The 16,117-nt window shown below is 64.3% G+C and carries 16 protein-coding genes; 11 read left to right on the top strand and 5 right to left on the bottom strand.

The window, feature by feature from the left end; translation table 11 throughout:
* Positions 1 to 125: 125 nt before the first annotated feature.
* Both argE and QTI66_RS21340 read left to right on the top strand, forming a co-directional pair.
* Positions 126 to 1,337, top strand: a complete 1,212-nt coding sequence (argE, locus tag QTI66_RS21345; protein WP_286561873.1) for an acetylornithine deacetylase — start codon at positions 126 to 128, stop codon at positions 1,335 to 1,337.
* A 16-nt stretch (positions 1,338 to 1,353) separates the two neighbouring features.
* Positions 1,354 to 2,619, top strand: coding sequence for a DUF445 domain-containing protein (locus QTI66_RS21340; RefSeq protein WP_286561872.1), 1,266 nt, complete (start codon positions 1,354 to 1,356; stop codon positions 2,617 to 2,619).
* A 129-nt stretch (positions 2,620 to 2,748) separates the two neighbouring features.
* Here the strand turns inward: QTI66_RS21340 and QTI66_RS21335 are convergent, their stop codons facing one another.
* On the bottom strand, positions 2,749 to 3,867 hold the full coding sequence (locus QTI66_RS21335) for an ABC transporter substrate-binding protein (protein ID WP_286561871.1): 1,119 nt from the start codon (positions 3,865 to 3,867) through the stop codon (positions 2,749 to 2,751).
* 47 nt (positions 3,868 to 3,914) lie between these two features.
* On the opposite strand from QTI66_RS21335, the gene QTI66_RS21330 reads away from it, so the two are divergent.
* The 4 genes from QTI66_RS21330 to QTI66_RS21315 are packed head-to-tail and all read left to right on the top strand — an operon-like array spanning position 3,915 to position 8,971.
* Entirely contained in the window at positions 3,915 to 6,014 is a 2,100-nt protein-coding gene (locus QTI66_RS21330; protein WP_286561869.1) for a molybdopterin-containing oxidoreductase family protein, read from the top strand.
* A complete protein-coding gene (locus QTI66_RS21325; RefSeq protein ID WP_286561868.1) occupies positions 6,011 to 7,180 on the top strand; it encodes an aminopeptidase in 1,170 nt (389 codons plus the stop codon). Before QTI66_RS21330 ends, QTI66_RS21325 begins: the two co-directional genes overlap by 4 nt.
* On the top strand, positions 7,125 to 7,727 hold the full coding sequence (locus QTI66_RS21320; RefSeq protein WP_286561866.1) for a polyhydroxyalkanoic acid system family protein: 603 nt from the start codon (positions 7,125 to 7,127) through the stop codon (positions 7,725 to 7,727). The genes QTI66_RS21325 and QTI66_RS21320 overlap by 56 nt, the downstream gene beginning before the upstream one ends.
* The gene (locus QTI66_RS21315; RefSeq protein WP_286561865.1) at positions 7,727 to 8,971 is read left to right on the top strand and encodes a CaiB/BaiF CoA transferase family protein; all 1,245 of its coding nucleotides are present in this window, start codon (positions 7,727 to 7,729) and stop codon (positions 8,969 to 8,971) included. Before QTI66_RS21320 ends, QTI66_RS21315 begins: the two co-directional genes overlap by 1 nt.
* 28 nt (positions 8,972 to 8,999) lie before the next feature.
* On the opposite strand, the gene QTI66_RS21310 is transcribed toward QTI66_RS21315, so the two are convergent.
* The 4 genes from QTI66_RS21310 to QTI66_RS21295 form a co-directional block, all read right to left on the bottom strand.
* The gene (locus QTI66_RS21310; RefSeq protein ID WP_286561864.1) at positions 9,000 to 9,257 is read right to left on the bottom strand and encodes an acyl-CoA-binding protein; all 258 of its coding nucleotides are present in this window, start codon (positions 9,255 to 9,257) and stop codon (positions 9,000 to 9,002) included.
* Between the two features lie 60 nt (positions 9,258 to 9,317).
* A complete protein-coding gene (locus QTI66_RS21305) occupies positions 9,318 to 10,151 on the bottom strand; it encodes a tetratricopeptide repeat protein (RefSeq protein WP_286561863.1) in 834 nt (277 codons plus the stop codon).
* Between the two features lie 17 nt (positions 10,152 to 10,168).
* A complete protein-coding gene (locus tag QTI66_RS21300; RefSeq protein ID WP_286561862.1) occupies positions 10,169 to 10,852 on the bottom strand; it encodes a TetR/AcrR family transcriptional regulator in 684 nt (227 codons plus the stop codon).
* A gap of 132 nt (positions 10,853 to 10,984) precedes the next feature.
* Positions 10,985 to 11,482, bottom strand: a complete 498-nt coding sequence (locus tag QTI66_RS21295; RefSeq protein WP_286561861.1) for a phasin family protein — start codon at positions 11,480 to 11,482, stop codon at positions 10,985 to 10,987.
* Between the two features lie 339 nt (positions 11,483 to 11,821).
* Here QTI66_RS21295 and QTI66_RS21290 point away from each other — a divergent pair, with 339 nt between their 5' ends.
* The 5 genes from QTI66_RS21290 to rfbC all read left to right on the top strand — a co-directional run bounded on the left by QTI66_RS21290 (position 11,822) and on the right by rfbC (position 15,993).
* Positions 11,822 to 12,166: an adenylyl-sulfate kinase gene (locus QTI66_RS21290; RefSeq protein WP_286561860.1), complete on the top strand. Its 345-nt coding sequence runs from the start codon at positions 11,822 to 11,824 to the stop codon at positions 12,164 to 12,166.
* Between the two features lie 407 nt (positions 12,167 to 12,573).
* A complete protein-coding gene (gene rfbB, locus QTI66_RS21285) occupies positions 12,574 to 13,653 on the top strand; it encodes a dTDP-glucose 4,6-dehydratase (RefSeq protein ID WP_286561857.1) in 1,080 nt (359 codons plus the stop codon).
* Positions 13,650 to 14,549 (top strand): dTDP-4-dehydrorhamnose reductase, encoded by a 900-nt coding sequence (rfbD, locus tag QTI66_RS21280; RefSeq protein ID WP_286561855.1) that lies wholly within the window; start codon positions 13,650 to 13,652, stop codon positions 14,547 to 14,549. Before rfbB ends, rfbD begins: the two co-directional genes overlap by 4 nt.
* Positions 14,550 to 14,560: 11 nt before the next feature.
* Positions 14,561 to 15,448, top strand: coding sequence for a glucose-1-phosphate thymidylyltransferase RfbA (gene rfbA, locus QTI66_RS21275; protein ID WP_286561992.1), 888 nt, complete (start codon positions 14,561 to 14,563; stop codon positions 15,446 to 15,448).
* The gene (gene rfbC, locus QTI66_RS21270; protein ID WP_286561853.1) at positions 15,445 to 15,993 is read left to right on the top strand and encodes a dTDP-4-dehydrorhamnose 3,5-epimerase; all 549 of its coding nucleotides are present in this window, start codon (positions 15,445 to 15,447) and stop codon (positions 15,991 to 15,993) included. Before rfbA ends, rfbC begins: the two co-directional genes overlap by 4 nt.
* Positions 15,994 to 16,117 lie beyond the last annotated feature (124 nt).

Here is a 16,117-nt window from a genome sequence, read left to right as displayed (position 1 = left end):
TGTATGCCATTACTCACGCGCCTCGTGCGGGCGATGTCCTGCGCCGCCATGCCCGTTACTGGCTGACATGCATAGCTCCTCGGAGCCTGCAAGAACCCGTTCGACTTACATGAAAATAGCGCGGCATGTCACACGTCCTTTCTACCCGCGCGCTCCAGATGGCCCAGACCCTGGTGCGCATGAACACGGTCAGCGCCAACAGCAATCTGGAGCTGATCGACTTTGTCCGCGACCAGTTGGCTGGCTTGGGCATCCGCAGCCGCCTGACCTACAACGCCGACAAGACCAAGGCCAATCTCTTTGCCACGCTGGGCGCCGGAAGGCGCGCCGGGGTCATCATTTCGGGCCACACCGACACGGTGCCGTGGGACGGGCAGGACTGGAACGTGGACCCGCTGTCCGCCAGCGTGCAGGACTGGCCGGGCGAGGAAGGGGAGGACGGGCGCTTCGAGCAAAGCGGCCCGCGCCTGTATGGCCGCGGCTCGGCGGACATGAAGAGCTTCATTGCCGTCGCGCTCGCCAATGCGGAGTGCTTCATGGAAAACGATGCACCCTTCGCGGTGCATTTCGCTTTCAGCTATGACGAGGAAGTGGGCTGCTTCGGCGTGCGCGAACTCATTGCCGACATGAAGGACTCGGGCATCAAGCCCATGGCCTGCATCATCGGCGAGCCGACCAACATGGTGCCGGCCATCGCGCACAAGGGCGTGTACCGCTACCGCTGCTGCGTGCGCGGCAAGGAGGCGCATTCATCGCTCACGCCGCAGTCGGTCAACGCCATCGAGATGGCAGCGCGCATCGTGGGCAAGGTGCGCGACATGGCGGAAGACTTCGAGCGCAACGAGCCGCGCCACGCCGGCTTCGACGTGCCTTTCAGCACCGCGAGCGTGGGCCAGTTCCATGGCGGCATCGCGGACAACGTGGTGCCGCGCGACGCCGAGTTTCGGTATGAATTCCGCAACCTCCCCACGGCCGACGCCACGCTGATGCAGCGCGACGTGGAGGCGTATGCGCTGCAGTTGGAGGAACGCATGAAGAAGGTCGCGCCCGACACCGGCGTGAGCTTCGAGACCATCTGCGAGATCCCGAGTTTCCTGGGCTCTGCGCGCGATCCGATCACGCGGCTGGCGCAAAGGTTGTCAGGGCAGGCCACGACGACGCAGGTCGCCTTCGGCACCGAAGCGGGCATCTTCAAGGGCGCAGGCATTCCGACCGTGGTGTGCGGGCCGGGCAGCATCCTGCAGGCGCATCAGCCGGATGAATACGTGACGCTCGACCAGCTCGCCCGCTGCGAAGTCTTCATTCGCGGCTTGGCACTCACGCGCTCCCTGGACTGAGCGACACTCGGTCCGGATGCAAGACGCAAGGGAAATCCAGGCGCGCCGGCTGGCGCACATGAAGCGGCTCGCCTTCGGCCTTCTGGTCGTGGCGGCGTGCGTGTATGCGCTCGCGACGGTGATGGAGAGCAGACACATGGCGTGGGGCTTCGTCGCCGCATTTGCCGAAGCGGCCATGGTCGGCGCCATGGCGGACTGGTTCGCGGTGACGGCGCTGTTCCGACACCCGCTGGGCTTGCCGATTCCGCACACCGCCATCATTCCGGCGAACAAGGACCGCATCGGCGCCAACCTGGCAGGCTTCATCTGCAACAACTTCCTGAGCACGCCGCAGGTGCTGGCCAAGCTGGAGAAATACGATCCCGCGTCGCGCCTGGCGCATTGGCTGGCGCAACCGGCGAATGCAGAGCGGCTGGGCGGCTTTGGCGTGGCGGCGGCGCGCTATGCCTTGTCGGCCTTCGACGATGCGCGGGTGCGCGCATTCCTTGGCGAGGCGGCTGCGGCCGGCATCGCGAAGATCGATTTTTCGCGGCTGGCGGGACAGGCGCTCGATGCGCTCACGGAGGGCGGGCGGCATCAGGCTTTGCTGGATGACGTCTTGCGGCAGGTGGCCGGCGTGGTCGAAGGCGAGGCGGTGCAGGAGCACATCACCGAGGCCATCGCCCGCGAGATCAAGGCGCTTCGCTACGTGGGCCTGGACCAGGTGGCGGCACGCATGGCGACGCGCAAGATCGTGGCAGCGGTGGCCAACACCATCGGCGACCTGGCGACGCAGCCGGACCATCCGCTGCGCCATCGTTTCGACACCTTCACGCGCGAGTTCATCGAACGCCTGCAGCATGACCCGGACTTCCAGGCGCGCGGCGAGAAGATCCGCGCCGAGGTGTTGGCCCATCCCTCGCTGGGCAGTTACCTGCACGGCCTGTGGGACGAATTGCTGGCGTGGCTGCACGCCGATCTGGGGCGGCCCGACTCCGCCATTGGCCTGCGCATCGCGGAGATGGCCGCCGCGCTGGGCCAGCGCCTGCAAGCCGATGAACGGATGCGGCAGTGGATCAACGAGCAGATCACCTCGGGCGCGCCGATGGCCATCGACCGGTACCGCGAAGACATCCGCCGCTACATCGAGGAGCGTGTGAATGCGTGGAATACCGGGGAGATGACGCTGGAGCTGGAGCGCAACGTGGGGCGTGACCTGCAGTTCATACGGATCAATGGCACGTTGGTGGGGGGGCTGGTGGGGTTGATCATCCACACCGTAACGTTGTGGATGAGGGCTTGACTTGCTCCCTCTCCCCTCCGGGGAGAGGGTTGGGGTGAGGGGCGTGGGCCTTGGATCAACCACGCACTCATCAACCGCTCGGTGCCCCTCTCCCAACCTCTCCCCGGAGGGGAGAGGAGAAAGTCAGGCTCAGGTGCGGATCCGACCGTCCCCCGTCAGCATCGACAGCTCCACGAACTTCGACGCCACATGGTTCCTCGGCGAGAACGACACCTCGAAGCCACCGAACTGCTGGCGGTCGATGCTCTCCAGACCCGCAATCAGCGATTCACGCGTCACCCGTCCCGGCGCGCGACGCATGCCTTCGATGAACACCTTGGCCGCCAGGTAGCCCTCCATGCTCGAGAAGTTGACGCTCCCCTTGCCGGCCTTCTTCACCGCATCCGTGAATTCGCGCGTGATGCCGTTGGCCGCGTAGTAGGGCGAGGGCACGACCTGCGTCACGACCACGCCCGCGCCGTCCTTGCCCAGTTCGTCGGCCAGCGCCTGCGTGCCGACGAAGGACACGTTGTAAAAGGTGCCGCCGTAGCCGCTCTTGCGCGCCTGTCGGATGAAGGCGGCGCAAGCCTTGTAGGCGCCGATCTGCACGATGGCGTCGGGGCGTGCCGCGGTCAGCGCCTGCACGGCGGCAGTCACCTCCACCGAGTTGCGCTCGACCGTGGCCTGCGCGATCGGCTTGAGATTGAGCTGCGACAGTGCCAGCGTCACGCCGTCCAGCCCGGCCTTGCCGTACGCGTCGTTCTGATGGAAGACGGCGATCTTCGTGAGGCCCAGGTTGGTGAGCTGCCTGACGATGACGGCCGTCTCGTCGTTGTACGAGGCGCGCAGGTGGAACACGTTCTTCTGGAACGGGTCGCGCAGCGACATGGCGCCGGTAAAGGGCGCAATGAAGGGCACCTTTTCCTTCACCGCCATCGGAAGGGCCGCGAGGCTGGTCGGCGTGCCGATGTAGCCGAACAGGCCGAAGACGTCTTCTTCGAGGAGCTTCTTCGTGTTGGCGGCGCAGCGGTCGGGCTCGTAGCCGTCGTCCAGGAACTTGATTTCGACGTCACGGCCGGGCTGTGCGTTGTGCTGGTCGAACATCAGCTTGGCGCCTTCGTAGAACTGGATGCCCAGTTGCGCCGCCGGGCCGCTGAAGGGCGCGGATTGCCCCAGCACAATCGGTGTTTCGCTTTGCGCGCGCGCAATTTGAAACCCCCCAAGCATCGTGGCACCCACCACCGTGGAGAATTGCCTGCGATTCATCATCGTAAATACCCTTTCGCGCCCTCTGCGTCGCATCACTAGACTTGCCAATGGTTTCCGCCCCGGATGCTTCCGTGACTTCCCCTCTTCGCGTGCTGGGCGCCTGCCCGCACGACTGTCCCGATACGTGTGCGCTCGTCACCACCGTCGACAACGGCGTGGCGACCAAGCTGCAGGGCAATGCCGAGCACCCGCACACGGCGGGCGTCCTGTGCACCAAGGTCTCGCGCTACATCGAGCGCAACAACCACCCCGGAAGGCTCGTGCAGCCCATGCGCCGCAGTGGCCCCAAGGGCAGCGGGCGCTTCGAACCCGTGTCATGGGATGAGGCGCTCGACGACATTGCGTCCCGGTTAAGCGAGCTCAAACGTATCAATCCTGAAACAATTGTGCCTTACAGTTACGCAGGAACGATGGGTTTGGTGCAGGGCGAATCCATGGACCGTCGTTTTTTCCATAAGCTCGGCGCGTCGCTCCTGGACCGCACGATCTGCTCCACGGCAGGCGGTGAGGCCCTTGGTTTTACTTTGGGCGGCAAGGTCGGCATGCGGGTCGAATTTTTCGCCGAAGCGAAGCTGATCCTCATCTGGGGCAGCAACTCGATTGCCAGCAACCTGCATTTCTGGCGCCATGCGCAAGCGGCCAAGCGCGCGGGCGCACGGCTGGTGTGCATCGACCCACGCAAGACCGAGACGGCCGACAAGTGCGACGAGCATGTCGCGCTGCTGCCGGGCACCGACGCCGCGCTGGCGTTGTCGCTCATGCACGAGCTCATCGTGAACGGATGGCTCGACCAGGACTACCTCGACCAATACACCGTCGGCTGGCCGCAACTGCGCGAGCGCGCATTGCAGTGGCCGCCCTCGCGCGCCGCGCAGGTGTGCGGCGTGCCGGAGGCGCAGATCGTGGCGCTGGCCCGCGACTACGGCACGACGAAGCCGGCAGCCATCCGCCTGAACTACGGCATGCAGCGCGTGCACGGCGGCGGCAACGCGGCGCGTGCCGTGGCCTGCCTGCCGGCGCTGACCGGCGCGTGGCGGCACCGCGCGGGCGGTGTGCTGCTGAGCAGTTCGGGGCTTTACCCCGTCGATCGTGCCGCCTTGCAGCGGCCCGACCTGCTGGCCGGCCGCACGCCACGGACCATCAACATGGTCACCATCGGCGATGCACTGCTGGACACCGAAAAGCCGATCAAGGCTCTTGTGGTCTACAACAGCAACCCGGTGGCCGTGGCGCCCGATTCCAGCAAGGTGGTGGCGGGCTTTGCGCGCGAAGACCTGTTCACCGTGGTGATGGAGCAGTTCCAGACGGACACCGCCGACTACGCCGACTACCTGTTGCCGGCCACCACGCAACTCGAACACTGGGACATCCACTTCAGCTACGGCCACACCGACGTGCTGCTCAACACGCCCGCCGTGGCGCCGCGCGGCGTGGCCCGGAGCAACGCCTGGGTGTTTCGCGAACTGGCCCGGCGCATGGGTTTCGACGAACCCTGCTTTGCGGACGACGACCTGAGCCTGTGCCGCAGCGCCTTTCCGCAAAGCGCCGTCAGCTTCGAGGAATTGCAGTCCAGGGGTTTCGCGACGCTGGCGCTGCCGGATACGCCTTATGCGCAAGGCAACTTTCCGACGCCCTCGGGCAAGTGCGAGATGTTCAGCGCGCGGCTGGCCGCGATGGGGCAGGACGGCTTGCCTGACCACGTGCCCAACCACGAGGTCGCGGGCAGTTCGGCCGACTATCCGCTGGCCATGATTTCGCCTCCGGCGCGCAATTTCCTCAACTCGAGTTTCGTGAACGTGACCAGCTTGCGGGCCATCGAGGGCGAACCGCTGCTGGAGATCAACGTGGCCGATGCCACGTCGCGCGGGATCGAGGACGGCAGCGTGGTGCGCGTGTTCAACGACCGCGGCGAGCACCGCTGCCGCGCGGAGGTCTCGCGGCGTGCACGGCCCGGCGTGGTGCACGGTCTGGGCATCTGGTGGCGCAAGCTGGGCCTGGACGGCACCAACGTCAACCAGCTCACCAGCCAGCGGCTGACCGACATCGGACGCGGGCCGACCTTCTACGACTGCCTGGTGCAGGTCGAAATGGTCGCGCCGGCCGCTGCAGCAGCTGCCGCCACGGAAGCCAGCGCCGTCGCGTCATGACCCGGCGACGCGGCGTGTTCTGGACCCTCGCCGCGGCGGCGATCGGGGCCGTGGCCATTGCGGGCTGCGCGGGCTGCACCAACATCAGCTACTACCTGCAATCGGCCACCGGCCATGTCGATGTGATGCGCGCCGCCCGGCCGGTGTCGCAATGGTTGCAAGACCCGGCCACGCCGGAGCGGCTCAAGACGCGTCTGGAGCTGGCGCAGCGAATCCGCCGCTTTGCGAGCGCCGAACTGGGCCTGCCCGACAACGACAGCTACACCGGCTACGCGGACCTGCACCGCCCGGCCGCCATCTGGAACGTGGTGGCGGCGCCGGCGCATTCGCTCACGCTCAAGACCTGGTGCTTTCCGGTGGCGGGCTGCGTGGGCTACAGGGGCTACTACGTCGAGGCCGACGCGCAGGCCGAAGCCGCCGCGCTGCGCGAACAGGGACTGGAGGTGTCGGTGTATCCGGTGCCGGCCTACTCCACGCTGGGCTGGATGAACTGGGCGGGCGGCGACCCCTTGCTGTCGACTTTCATCGGCTATCCGGAGGGCGAGCTGGCGCGCATCATCTTTCATGAACTGGCGCACCAAGTGGTCTATGTGCAGGGCGACACCATGTTCAACGAGTCCTACGCCACCTCGGTCGAGCGCATGGGCGGTGAGCGCTGGCTGGCGACGCAGGCCGGCGATGCCGCCCGAACCGAATACGCCCAGTTCGATGAGCGGCGCCGGCAGTTTCGCGAGCTGACGCTGGACACGCGCAAGCGCCTGCAGGCGGTGTACGAATCCAAGGAGGCGCAGGCGCAGGACTGGCCGGCCGTCGACAGCATGAAGCGCGCCGTGATGGATGACTTCCGTGCACGCTTTGCCCAGTTGCGCGCGGGCTGGACCGGCCCGCGCCAGAATGCCTACGACGCTTGGGTTGCGCGCGCGAACAATGCCTTGTTTGGCGCGCAGGCCGCTTACGATGAGCAGGTGCCCGGCTTCGAGGCGCTGTTTGCGCGGGAAAGCCGCGAAGGCGGCGACCCGTGGCCCCGCTTCTACGCCGAGGTGAAGAAGCTGGCCGCGCAGCCAAAGGCGGAGCGGGATCGCGTACTGCGCGTGGAGCCGCTGTCGGCACATGGAAACCAGAACCAGAACAAAGATCAGAAAGAGAAGGGGACAAACGGTGCCTGACATTCATATCAAGCGCGAACACGATTTGGGCATGACGCGCGCACGCAAGGTGGCGGAGCAATGGGCTGAGCAGGTCAAGCGCGAGCACGGGCTTACCTGCACGCTCACGCGGGGCCGAACCGAAGACGTCACGGCGTTCGCCAAGCCGGGTTTGAACGGGACGGTCACGGTGACCAGCCACACGGTGGTGCTGGAGGCCAAGCTGGGCTTCCTGCTGGGCCTGTTCCGCCAACGCATCACGGACGCCGTGACGCGCGTGCTGGATGGATTGCTGGGCGATGCGGGCGGGGCTGCGCAGCCGGAGAAATCGGCCAAGGGTGGGGCCAAGGCGCCGGGTGCCAAGCAGGAGAAGGCGGTCAAGCCGGTCGCTGCGGGGAAGTCGGGCAAGCCTTTGAAAGCGGCGGCCAAGCCTGTCAAGGCAGCGGTCAAGGCGGCCAAGCCGGTTAACAAGCCCGTCAAGGCTGCCGCCGCACCGGCCACCAAGTCGACGAAGGCCGCCAAGCCGTCGCCTGCAGCGAAAAAGACCAAGCCGGCCACCAAGGCGTGATGGACGGCGCACAGAGCGGTTCAGACACCCATCGCCCGACCGGCGCACTCGCGGGCCTGCGCGTCATCGAACTGGGCCAGCTCATTGCCGGGCCTTTCGCCGCGCGCACGTTGGCGGACTTTGGCGCCGAAGTCATCAAGATCGAGCCGCCGGGCAACGGCGACCCGTTGCGCAAGTGGCGGCTGCTCAAGGACGGCACTTCGGTCTGGTGGCAGGCGCAGTCGCGCAACAAGCGCTCGCTGGCGCTGGACCTGCGCGAGGCCGAGGCGCAGGACGTGGTGCGCCGCCTCGTGCGCGAAGCCGACGTGCTGATCGAGAACTTTCGCCCCGGCGCCATGGAAAGCTGGGGACTGGGGCCGGACGCGCTGCATGCCATCAACCCGGCGCTGATCATGCTGCGCATCAGCGGCTATGGACAGACGGGACCGTACCGCGACCGGCCGGGCTTTGGCGTCGTCGCCGAGGCGATGGGCGGACTGCGCCACCTGACGGGCGAGCCGGGACGCGTGCCGGTGCGGGTGGGCGTGTCCATTGGCGACACGCTGGCATCGCTGCATGGCGTGATCGGCGTGCTGATGGCCTTGCACCATCGACATGCCACGGTGAGCGCGCAGGCGCCCAGGGGCGTGGGGCAGGTGATCGACGTGGCGCTTTACGAGGCGGTCTTCAATTGCATGGAAAGCCTGCTGCCGGAGTACAGCGCATTCGGGGCGGTGCGCGAGGCGGCGGGGAGCGCCTTGCCCGGCATTGCGCCGACCAATGCCTATCGCTGCACTGACGGGTACGCCATCGTCGCCGGCAATGGCGACAGCATTTTCCGGCGCCTGATGCAGTGCATCGGACGGCCCGACTTGGCGGCCGATCCGGCGTTGGCGGACAACACGGGCCGCGTGGCGCAGGTCGAGAAGATCGACGGCGCCATCGGCGCGTGGACGGCCGCGCGCACGGTGGCGCAAGTGCTCGAGGCGCTGGCTGCGGCTGACGTGCCGGCAGGGCGCATCTATACGATTGCCGACATCGCCGCCGACCCGCACTTTGCGGCGCGCGGAATGCTGCAGGCCGTGGCGCAGGCCGATGGCAGCACCCTGGCGCTGCCGGGCTTCGTGCCGAAGATGTCGGCGACGCCGGCGAGCCATCGGCGCAATGCGCCGGCGCTCGGCGAGGACACCGATGCCGTCTTGCGGGAAGTGGGATTGACCGCGGAACAGATCGCCGCGCTCAGGCAGCGCGGCATCGTGGCCTGACGTTTTGGGTCAGGTCACTGCGTTGCCATCAGGCGCGCAGCGATTCGATGAGGTCGATGTACTTTTGCTTGGCTTCGTCGGCCGACAGGCCTTTTTGCGCCGTCCAGGCGTCCCACTTGGCGCGGGCCACGAAGTCGCTGAAGCTGGGCTTCTTTTCGGTGTTGTCGCCGCGCGTGGCTTGCTTGAAGTAGCCGTAGATCTTCAGCAGGGTGACGTTGTCGGGCTTCTCGGTGAGGAGCTTGGAGTTGGCTTCGGCGGCTTCGAATTGGCTTTGCAGGTCGGACATGGGGTGGGCGCGAAAAAGGGCTGATTGTGCTTCAAAGTGTGACGAGATTTTGAAGGCGGCTCAATCCGCAAGCCCGGCCTTGGCCAGTTCGACATCGAGCCGTTCGCGGGCATCGGCCGGCGTAAAGGCAGCGGCTTTTTCAAACAGGCTCTTGGCCTCGGCCTGGCGCGAATCGCCATAAATCATGAGCAGCCCGTTGGCATATTCCATCAGGTTGCCGGGTGCGTCGGGGTTCAGTGCCAGGCCGCGCTCGAACAGCGCCACGGCCGTGTCGGCCCGCGCGCCGTAGGTCATCCGGGCCACGAGGGGGCCCACCTTATCGATGACTTCGGCATGGAAGACGCCCAGCGATACGTGGGCATCCGCATGCTCCGGCTGCAGCGCGATCACGCGCTCGAGCGTGGCCTTGACCTTGCCGCCGAGGCCCTGCGCCAGCGCCCGTGCCACGCTGATGCCCTGGCTGTAGCGGCCGAGGGAATAGGCGTGCCAATACAGCGCCTGGCAGTTGTCCGGCTCGGCGGCGATCTGCGCGGCCGTGCGGTCGGCCACTTGGCGAAACAGGGTCAGCCGCACGGCCTCGCGCGGTTCCAGGTAGTTGGCGTAGATCGCGACGGCGCGGTTGGCCAGTGCCAGGCCTTCCGGGCCGTGTTGCAGCCCAATGGCCGCGGCCTGCTCGAAATCGCCGCTGTGATAGAGCGCCCACCCTTCCGCAAGGTCTGCGCAGGGCTGGGCGGGCTTGCCTTGGCCGGCCTGCAGGCGGGTCCATTTGGCGAGCACGGTGCGCGCGTCGAAGCGCGGCACGTCGGCGTAGGGAATCCGGGTCCACGGATCACTTTTCGCCGCAGCGCCGCCGGAGGCGAAAAGCGAGAGCGGTTGGATCTTGGGTTCGGACATGCTGTTATTAAAAGATCTCAAGTCGTCGGCAAGAGCGCCGGTGAATTTTCGCCTGCATAGGCTTCACTCAGCGTTAAAAGGTGCTGCCGCTGGTCCGGCGCGAGGTAGGGAGCCAGCAAATGCAGGGTGTGATGCGCGCCGCGCAGCAGGGCACCTTGTGCATGTTCGGGCTCCAGCGCCTCGCGCGGGTTGCGCACGTATTCGAAGCTGAGCCAGTAAGTCAGCACCACCACCATGCTGTGCGCCAGCGTGGACACTTCGCGCGCGTCGATCTGCAGGTTCCCGGCTTCGCCCAGCCCCGCCACCAGCGCCCGGATGGCGCCCACCTTGTTCTTGAGCACCAGCTGGAACTGCGTTTCGATGTTGCGGTTCTTGCTGAGCAGGTCGTTCAGGTCGCGATAAAGAAAGCGGTAGCGCCAGATGAGTTCGAACAGCGTGTGCATGAAGAACCAGGCGTCTTCCACGTCGCGCACGCCAACGCTGGCCTGCAGCAGGTTGTCGAGTTCGGCTTCGTAGTCGGCATACAGCCGGTTGATGAGTTCGTCCTTGGCGGGGTAGTGGTAGTAAAGGTTGCCCGGGCTGATGTTCAGCTCGGCGGCGATCAGGGTGGTCGAGACGTTCGGTTCCCCGAACCGGTTGAACAGGTCCAGTGCGGCTTCCAGGATGCGTTGCGCAGTGCGGCGTGGCGCTTTCTTGGCCATGTCGGGCTTCGTGTTGTCTCTTGCCGACACTCTAGCTCAAGTGTGAACAGGCCGGACGGCCGGGGGCTGCCCGAATGGCATACGCCGCGGCCGGTGGATTTTGTTCCTGGCCGGGCGTGACGAGGGTGGGGGTCAGCTTGTGCCGCTGGTCTTGTTGCGGCGGGAAGGCTTGGTGGCTGCCGTGGTCGGGGCGGCGGCCTTGCGTGCGGTGGTTTTGCGGGCGGGCGACTTCGCGGGGGCGGTGGCCTTGCTTTTTTGCGCGAGTTCGGCTTCGAGCGCGTCGACCCTGGCCTGCAGGGCGGTGAGATCCTTGGCCGAGGGCATGCCCAGCTTTTCCAGGGCGCGTGCGACGCGCTCTTCAAAGATGTTTTCGAGCTTGCCCCAGCCGCCGGCGGCCTTGGTGCTGAACTCGCTGGCGAAGCCGGCCATGCGGGCCTGGGCTTGGGCGAGGGTCTCTTCGGCGGCTTGCTGGGTTTTCTTCTGGACGCCCGTGCCGTCTTTGACCAAGGCCTCGAAGGCTTTGCTGCCTTCTTCCTGCATCTTGGCGAAGGCGCCGAGGCCGGCTAGCCAGATTTGTTGGGCGGAGTCTTTGATGCGGTCTGCGGGTTTTTCGTCTTTGGGGTTGTCCATGAGGTCTCCGATGCAGTTGCGTTACTTTAGAACAGGTAACGTAGCGTTTGGTGGGACACGCATCGATTCAAGCGGCGACCTTTCCAGGCGAGCGAGTTGTTTCAGTCTCGTACAAACTTTGCAAAGCGTTCGTGTGGGCGCTTCCTCAGTTCGCGAAACTCCTGCGAACGCAATCCGAATCACTGTGAATTCAACACCCACCGTCAAAATCGCGCGTCATGCCGATGAAGCAAGCAATTCGTTCGGGATTGCAGGCCAAGAGGTGGGGCCTCTCGTAGTCTGGTTGACGGGCCTTTCCGGATCGGGAAGGCGACACTTGCCAGACGGCTACGAGAGCGATTGATCGCTTGTGGATCAACCTGTTTGATTCTCGATGGGGACGAGGTTCGGCAAGGGCTGAGTCAAGGGCTGGGCTTCAGCCCGGAAGATCGCACGGAGAACATCTGCCGCATCGCTGAAGTCTCGCGACTTTTCAGCAAGCAGGGTGTGACCGTCATTGTCGCGGTCATCTCGCCTTTGCAGGTCCATCGAAGTCTGGCGCGTCGAATCGTTGTCTCGCCATTTCTTGAGGTCCACGTGCAGGCGTCGCTGGCGGACTGCGAACGACGCGATGTCAAAGGACTCTATGCACGGGCGCGACGAGGAGAACTGGCGAACGTCACAGGGGTGAACGATCCCTATTAGGTGCCACATCATCCCGATGTGTGTTGACACGAGTGTTGACGCCGACGTGGGTACGTCCATAAAGTGCGTGATGTCTTAGCTCGCCGTGGGTGTGCGGGCGGCGCGGATGCCGCGTCGATGAAGGAGCACTTTCTGAAATGCCTGATCATAAGGTGGCCGTATAAGATGCAAGGATGTCTTTCTGCGGAGACCTCGCGCGGAAGTGAGGTTGTATACGACTGGTGCACCTACGCCGAGCAAGAGAAAGGCAGGCTTCCCCGGTGATTCCGACCTTTCTTGGAGTGAGGAAATTGCGACGAGCCACGGAGTTGATGGCAGCACCTCGCGCTTTGCTCTGATGTGGATAATCGCCCCTTTCGGTCGTCGGCTGGCGATCACATCTTCACAAGAACATTGGGATATCCAGCGTGATTTTCGTGACTGGCGGCGCCGGCTTCATCGGCGCAAATTTCGTCCTCGACTGGCTGGCTCACGGCGGCGAAGAGGTGGTGAACCTCGACAAACTCACCTACGCAGGCAATCTTGAAACGCTCGCGTCACTCGCTGGCAATCCGAAGCACACTTTCGTGCGTGGTGACATCGGCGACAGCGTGCTGCTTGGCGCCCTGCTGGCCAAGCACAGGCCCCGGGCGATCGTTAACTTCGCGGCAGAGTCGCATGTGGACCGCTCCATCCATGGCCCCGAGGATTTTGTCCAAACCAACGTGCTCGGCACCTTTCGGCTGCTGGAGTCGATTCGTTGCTACTGGAATGGTCTGGCGCCCGACGAGAAAAGCGCGTTTCGCTTGCTGCATATCTCTACCGATGAGGTCTATGGTTCGTTAGCGGCAACCGACCCGGCCTTCACCGAAGACAACAAGTTTGAGCCCAACAGCCCCTATTCGGCCAGCAAGGCGGCGAGCGACCACCTTGTGCGTGCCTGGCACCACACCTATGGCTTGCCGGTGCTGACAACCAACTGCTCGAACAACTACGGCCCCTTTCACTTTCCGGAAAAGCTCATCCCGCTGATGATCGTGAACGCAATCGCTGGCAAGCCCCTGCCGGTGTATGGCGACGGCATGCAGGTGCGCGATTGGCTCTACGTAAAGGATCACTGCAGCGCGCTCCGCCGCGTGCTCGAAGCCGGGACGATTGGTGAAACCTACAACGTGGGCGGCTGGAACGAGAAACCCAACATCGAGATCGTCCACACAGTGTGTTCATTGCTTGACGAACTTCGGCCGCGCAATGACAGCAAGAGCTACCGCGAGCAAATCGCATTTGTGCCCGACCGGCCGGGGCACGACCGCCGGTATGCCATCGACGCGCGCAAGCTTGAGCGTGAGTTGGGCTGGAAGCCAGCGGAGACTTTCGAAAGCGGCATCCGTAAAACCGTGCAGTGGTACCTCGACCATGGCTATTGGGTGCGAAACGTGCAAAGCGGTGCGTACCGCGAATGGGTTCAAAAGCAATATGCGACCGGCCTCGAGGAAAAGTCCCGATGAAGGTGCTTCTGTTTGGCAAAGGTGGGCAGGTGGGATGGGAACTGCAACGCAGCGTCGCGCCATTGGGTGAGCTCGTGGCGCTGGATTTCGACAGTGACGACCTCCTCGCGGATTTTGGTCAGCCAGAGCGCTTGGCAGAGACAGTCCTGAAGGTGCGGCCAAATGTGATCGTGAATGCTGCTGCGCACACGGCGGTCGACAAGGCCGAGAGCGAACCTGATTTCGCGCGCATGCTCAATGCGACGTCCCCGGGCGTGGTGGCCCAGGCAGCGCAGCAGATCGGCGCACTCGTAGTGCATTACTCGACCGACTACGTATTCGACGGCAGCGGGACGCAGCCTTGGCGAGAAAGCGACCCCACCGGACCCTTGAGCGTCTACGGGCAGACCAAGCTCGAGGGCGAGAAATTGGTTGCTGCCAATTGCGCCCGTCACCTTATCTTTCGCACGAGCTGGGTTTATGCGGCACGTGGCGGAAATTTCGCCAAGACGATGTTGCGTCTGGCCAAGGAGCGCGACCACCTGACCGTGATCGATGACCAGTTCGGCGCACCGACCGGTGCAGAGCTGCTCGCGGACGTCACCGCCCAGGCGATCCGCGATGTCCTGCGCGATCCCGGCAAGGCGGGCCTCTATCACTTGGCCGCGGGCGGCGAAACAAGTTGGCACGGCTATGCGAGCTATGTGTTCGAACAGGCACGGGCTGCCGGGGTGGCGCTCAAAGCAGCGCCCTCGGCTGTCGAAGCAGTGCCGACGAGCGCTTTTCCTACGCCTGCCAGGCGCCCCGCCAACTCAAGATTGGACACTACCAAGCTTCGATCAACCTTCGGCTTTACGCTGCCGCATTGGCAAACTGGCGTGGCGCGGATGTTGCGGGAAGTGTTGGACCAAAAATAGGCATCAAGAACATGACTCAACGCAGAGGAATCATTCTGGCGGGAGGCTCGGGTACGCGGTTGCACCCGGCCACCCTTGCCATGAGCAAGCAGCTCCTGCCGGTGTATGACAAGCCGATGATCTATTACCCGCTGAGTACCCTGATGCTGGGCGGCATGCGCGACATCCTCATCATCAGCACGCCACAGGACACCCCGAGATTCCAGCAACTGCTGGGCGATGGCAGCCGTTGGGGTGTCAGCCTCCAATACGCGGTGCAGCCGAGTCCGGACGGGTTGGCGCAAGCCTTCATCATTGGCGACAAGTTCATCGGCAACGCATCGAGTGCGCTTGTGCTTGGCGACAACATCTTCTATGGGCACGACTTTGAAGGACTGCTGACAAAGGCCGATGACAACAAGGCGGGCGCTACGGTGTTCGCCTATCACGTGCATGACCCGGAGCGCTATGGCGTCGTCGAGTTCGATTCAAAGGGCAGGGCGCGTAGCATCGAGGAAAAGCCGGCGCAGCCCAAGAGTAACTATGCGGTGACCGGCTTGTACTTCTATGACAACGACGTGATCGAGATCGCTAAGGCCGTCAAGCCAAGCGGCCGTGGAGAACTTGAAATCACCGCGGTCAACCGGGCTTACCTGGGGCGCGATCGGCTCAACGTCCAGATCATGAAGCGTGGCTATGCCTGGCTGGACACGGGCACGCATGAGAGCTTGCTCGAGGCCGGGCAGTTCATTGCAACGCTCGAGCATCGCCAGGGGTTGAAGATCGCTTGTCCCGAAGAGATTGCGTGGCGAAACGGTTTTATCGACAACGAGCAACTCGCCCGGCTGGCAGCGTCGCTGCAGAAGAACGAATATGGCAAGTACCTGGCGAGATTGCTGACCGAGGAGGCTCGCCTGTGAAGATCACGCCCAGTGCGATTCCCGATGTGTTGATCATCGAGCCGAAAGTGTTTGGCGATGAGCGCGGTTTTTTCCTGGAGAGCTTCAACCAGAAGGTCTTTGATGATGCCGTGGGGCGCCACGTCGAATTCGTCCAGGACAATCATTCGCGCTCCGCCAAGGGCGTACTGCGTGGTCTGCACTATCAGATCCAGCAAGCGCAAGGCAAGCTCGTGCGCGTGGCGCGCGGGGCGGTCTTCGATGTGGCGGTGGATATTCGCCGGTCGTGTTCTTCATTTGGCAGGTGGGTCGGCATGGAACTGTCTGCTGAAAACCACCGGCAGATGTGGGTGCCCGAAGGGTTTGCACACGGGTTCCTTGTGCTGAGCGAGTCGGCAGACTTTCTGTACAAGACCACGGACTACTACGCTCCCGAGCATGAGCGGTGCATCTTGTGGAGCGATCCGACGCTCGGGATTGCTTGGCCAGATCTTCGCGCAGCACCAGTGCTCTCCGCGAAGGACTTGCTTGGGGCGGCTTTCACTGAATGTGCACTGTACGCTTGAGCGCGCCCGACCTGTTCGCCGGGCGGGACAAGCGCAATGGAGTGAGTGAGGCGTGATTGGCAGGTCTAGGCTGCACAAGCAACGCGTTGAGAGCGCGGCTACCTCGTTCGTTCGACATGGTGGC

Origin of the sequence: Variovorax brevis (assembly GCF_030317105.1) — a bacterium.
GTDB lineage: Bacteria > Pseudomonadota > Gammaproteobacteria > Burkholderiales > Burkholderiaceae_C > Variovorax > Variovorax brevis.
This window is presented reverse-complemented; position numbering and strand designations above follow the sequence as displayed.

Excerpts from the sequence above, each read along its gene's own strand:
- QTI66_RS21315 (WP_286561865.1), top strand. The coding sequence starts at position 7,727 with ATGGACGGCGCACAGAGCGGTTCAGACACCCATCGCCCGACCGGCGCA.
- QTI66_RS21340 (WP_286561872.1), top strand. The coding sequence starts at position 1,354 with ATGCAAGACGCAAGGGAAATCCAGGCGCGCCGGCTGGCGCACATGAAG.
- QTI66_RS21305 (WP_286561863.1), bottom strand. The coding sequence starts at position 10,151 with ATGTCCGAACCCAAGATCCAACCGCTCTCGCTTTTCGCCTCCGGCGGC.
- QTI66_RS21320 (WP_286561866.1), top strand. The coding sequence starts at position 7,125 with ATGGAAACCAGAACCAGAACAAAGATCAGAAAGAGAAGGGGACAAACG.
- QTI66_RS21300 (WP_286561862.1), bottom strand. The coding sequence starts at position 10,852 with ATGGCCAAGAAAGCGCCACGCCGCACTGCGCAACGCATCCTGGAAGCC.
- rfbA (WP_286561992.1), top strand. The coding sequence starts at position 14,561 with ATGACTCAACGCAGAGGAATCATTCTGGCGGGAGGCTCGGGTACGCGG.
- QTI66_RS21330 (WP_286561869.1), top strand. The coding sequence starts at position 3,915 with ATGGTTTCCGCCCCGGATGCTTCCGTGACTTCCCCTCTTCGCGTGCTG.
- QTI66_RS21335 (WP_286561871.1), bottom strand. The coding sequence starts at position 3,867 with ATGATGAATCGCAGGCAATTCTCCACGGTGGTGGGTGCCACGATGCTT.
- QTI66_RS21310 (WP_286561864.1), bottom strand. The coding sequence starts at position 9,257 with ATGTCCGACCTGCAAAGCCAATTCGAAGCCGCCGAAGCCAACTCCAAG.
- argE (WP_286561873.1), top strand. The coding sequence starts at position 126 with ATGTCACACGTCCTTTCTACCCGCGCGCTCCAGATGGCCCAGACCCTG.
- QTI66_RS21325 (WP_286561868.1), top strand. The coding sequence starts at position 6,011 with ATGACCCGGCGACGCGGCGTGTTCTGGACCCTCGCCGCGGCGGCGATC.
- rfbD (WP_286561855.1), top strand. The coding sequence starts at position 13,650 with ATGAAGGTGCTTCTGTTTGGCAAAGGTGGGCAGGTGGGATGGGAACTG.
- QTI66_RS21295 (WP_286561861.1), bottom strand. The coding sequence starts at position 11,482 with ATGGACAACCCCAAAGACGAAAAACCCGCAGACCGCATCAAAGACTCC.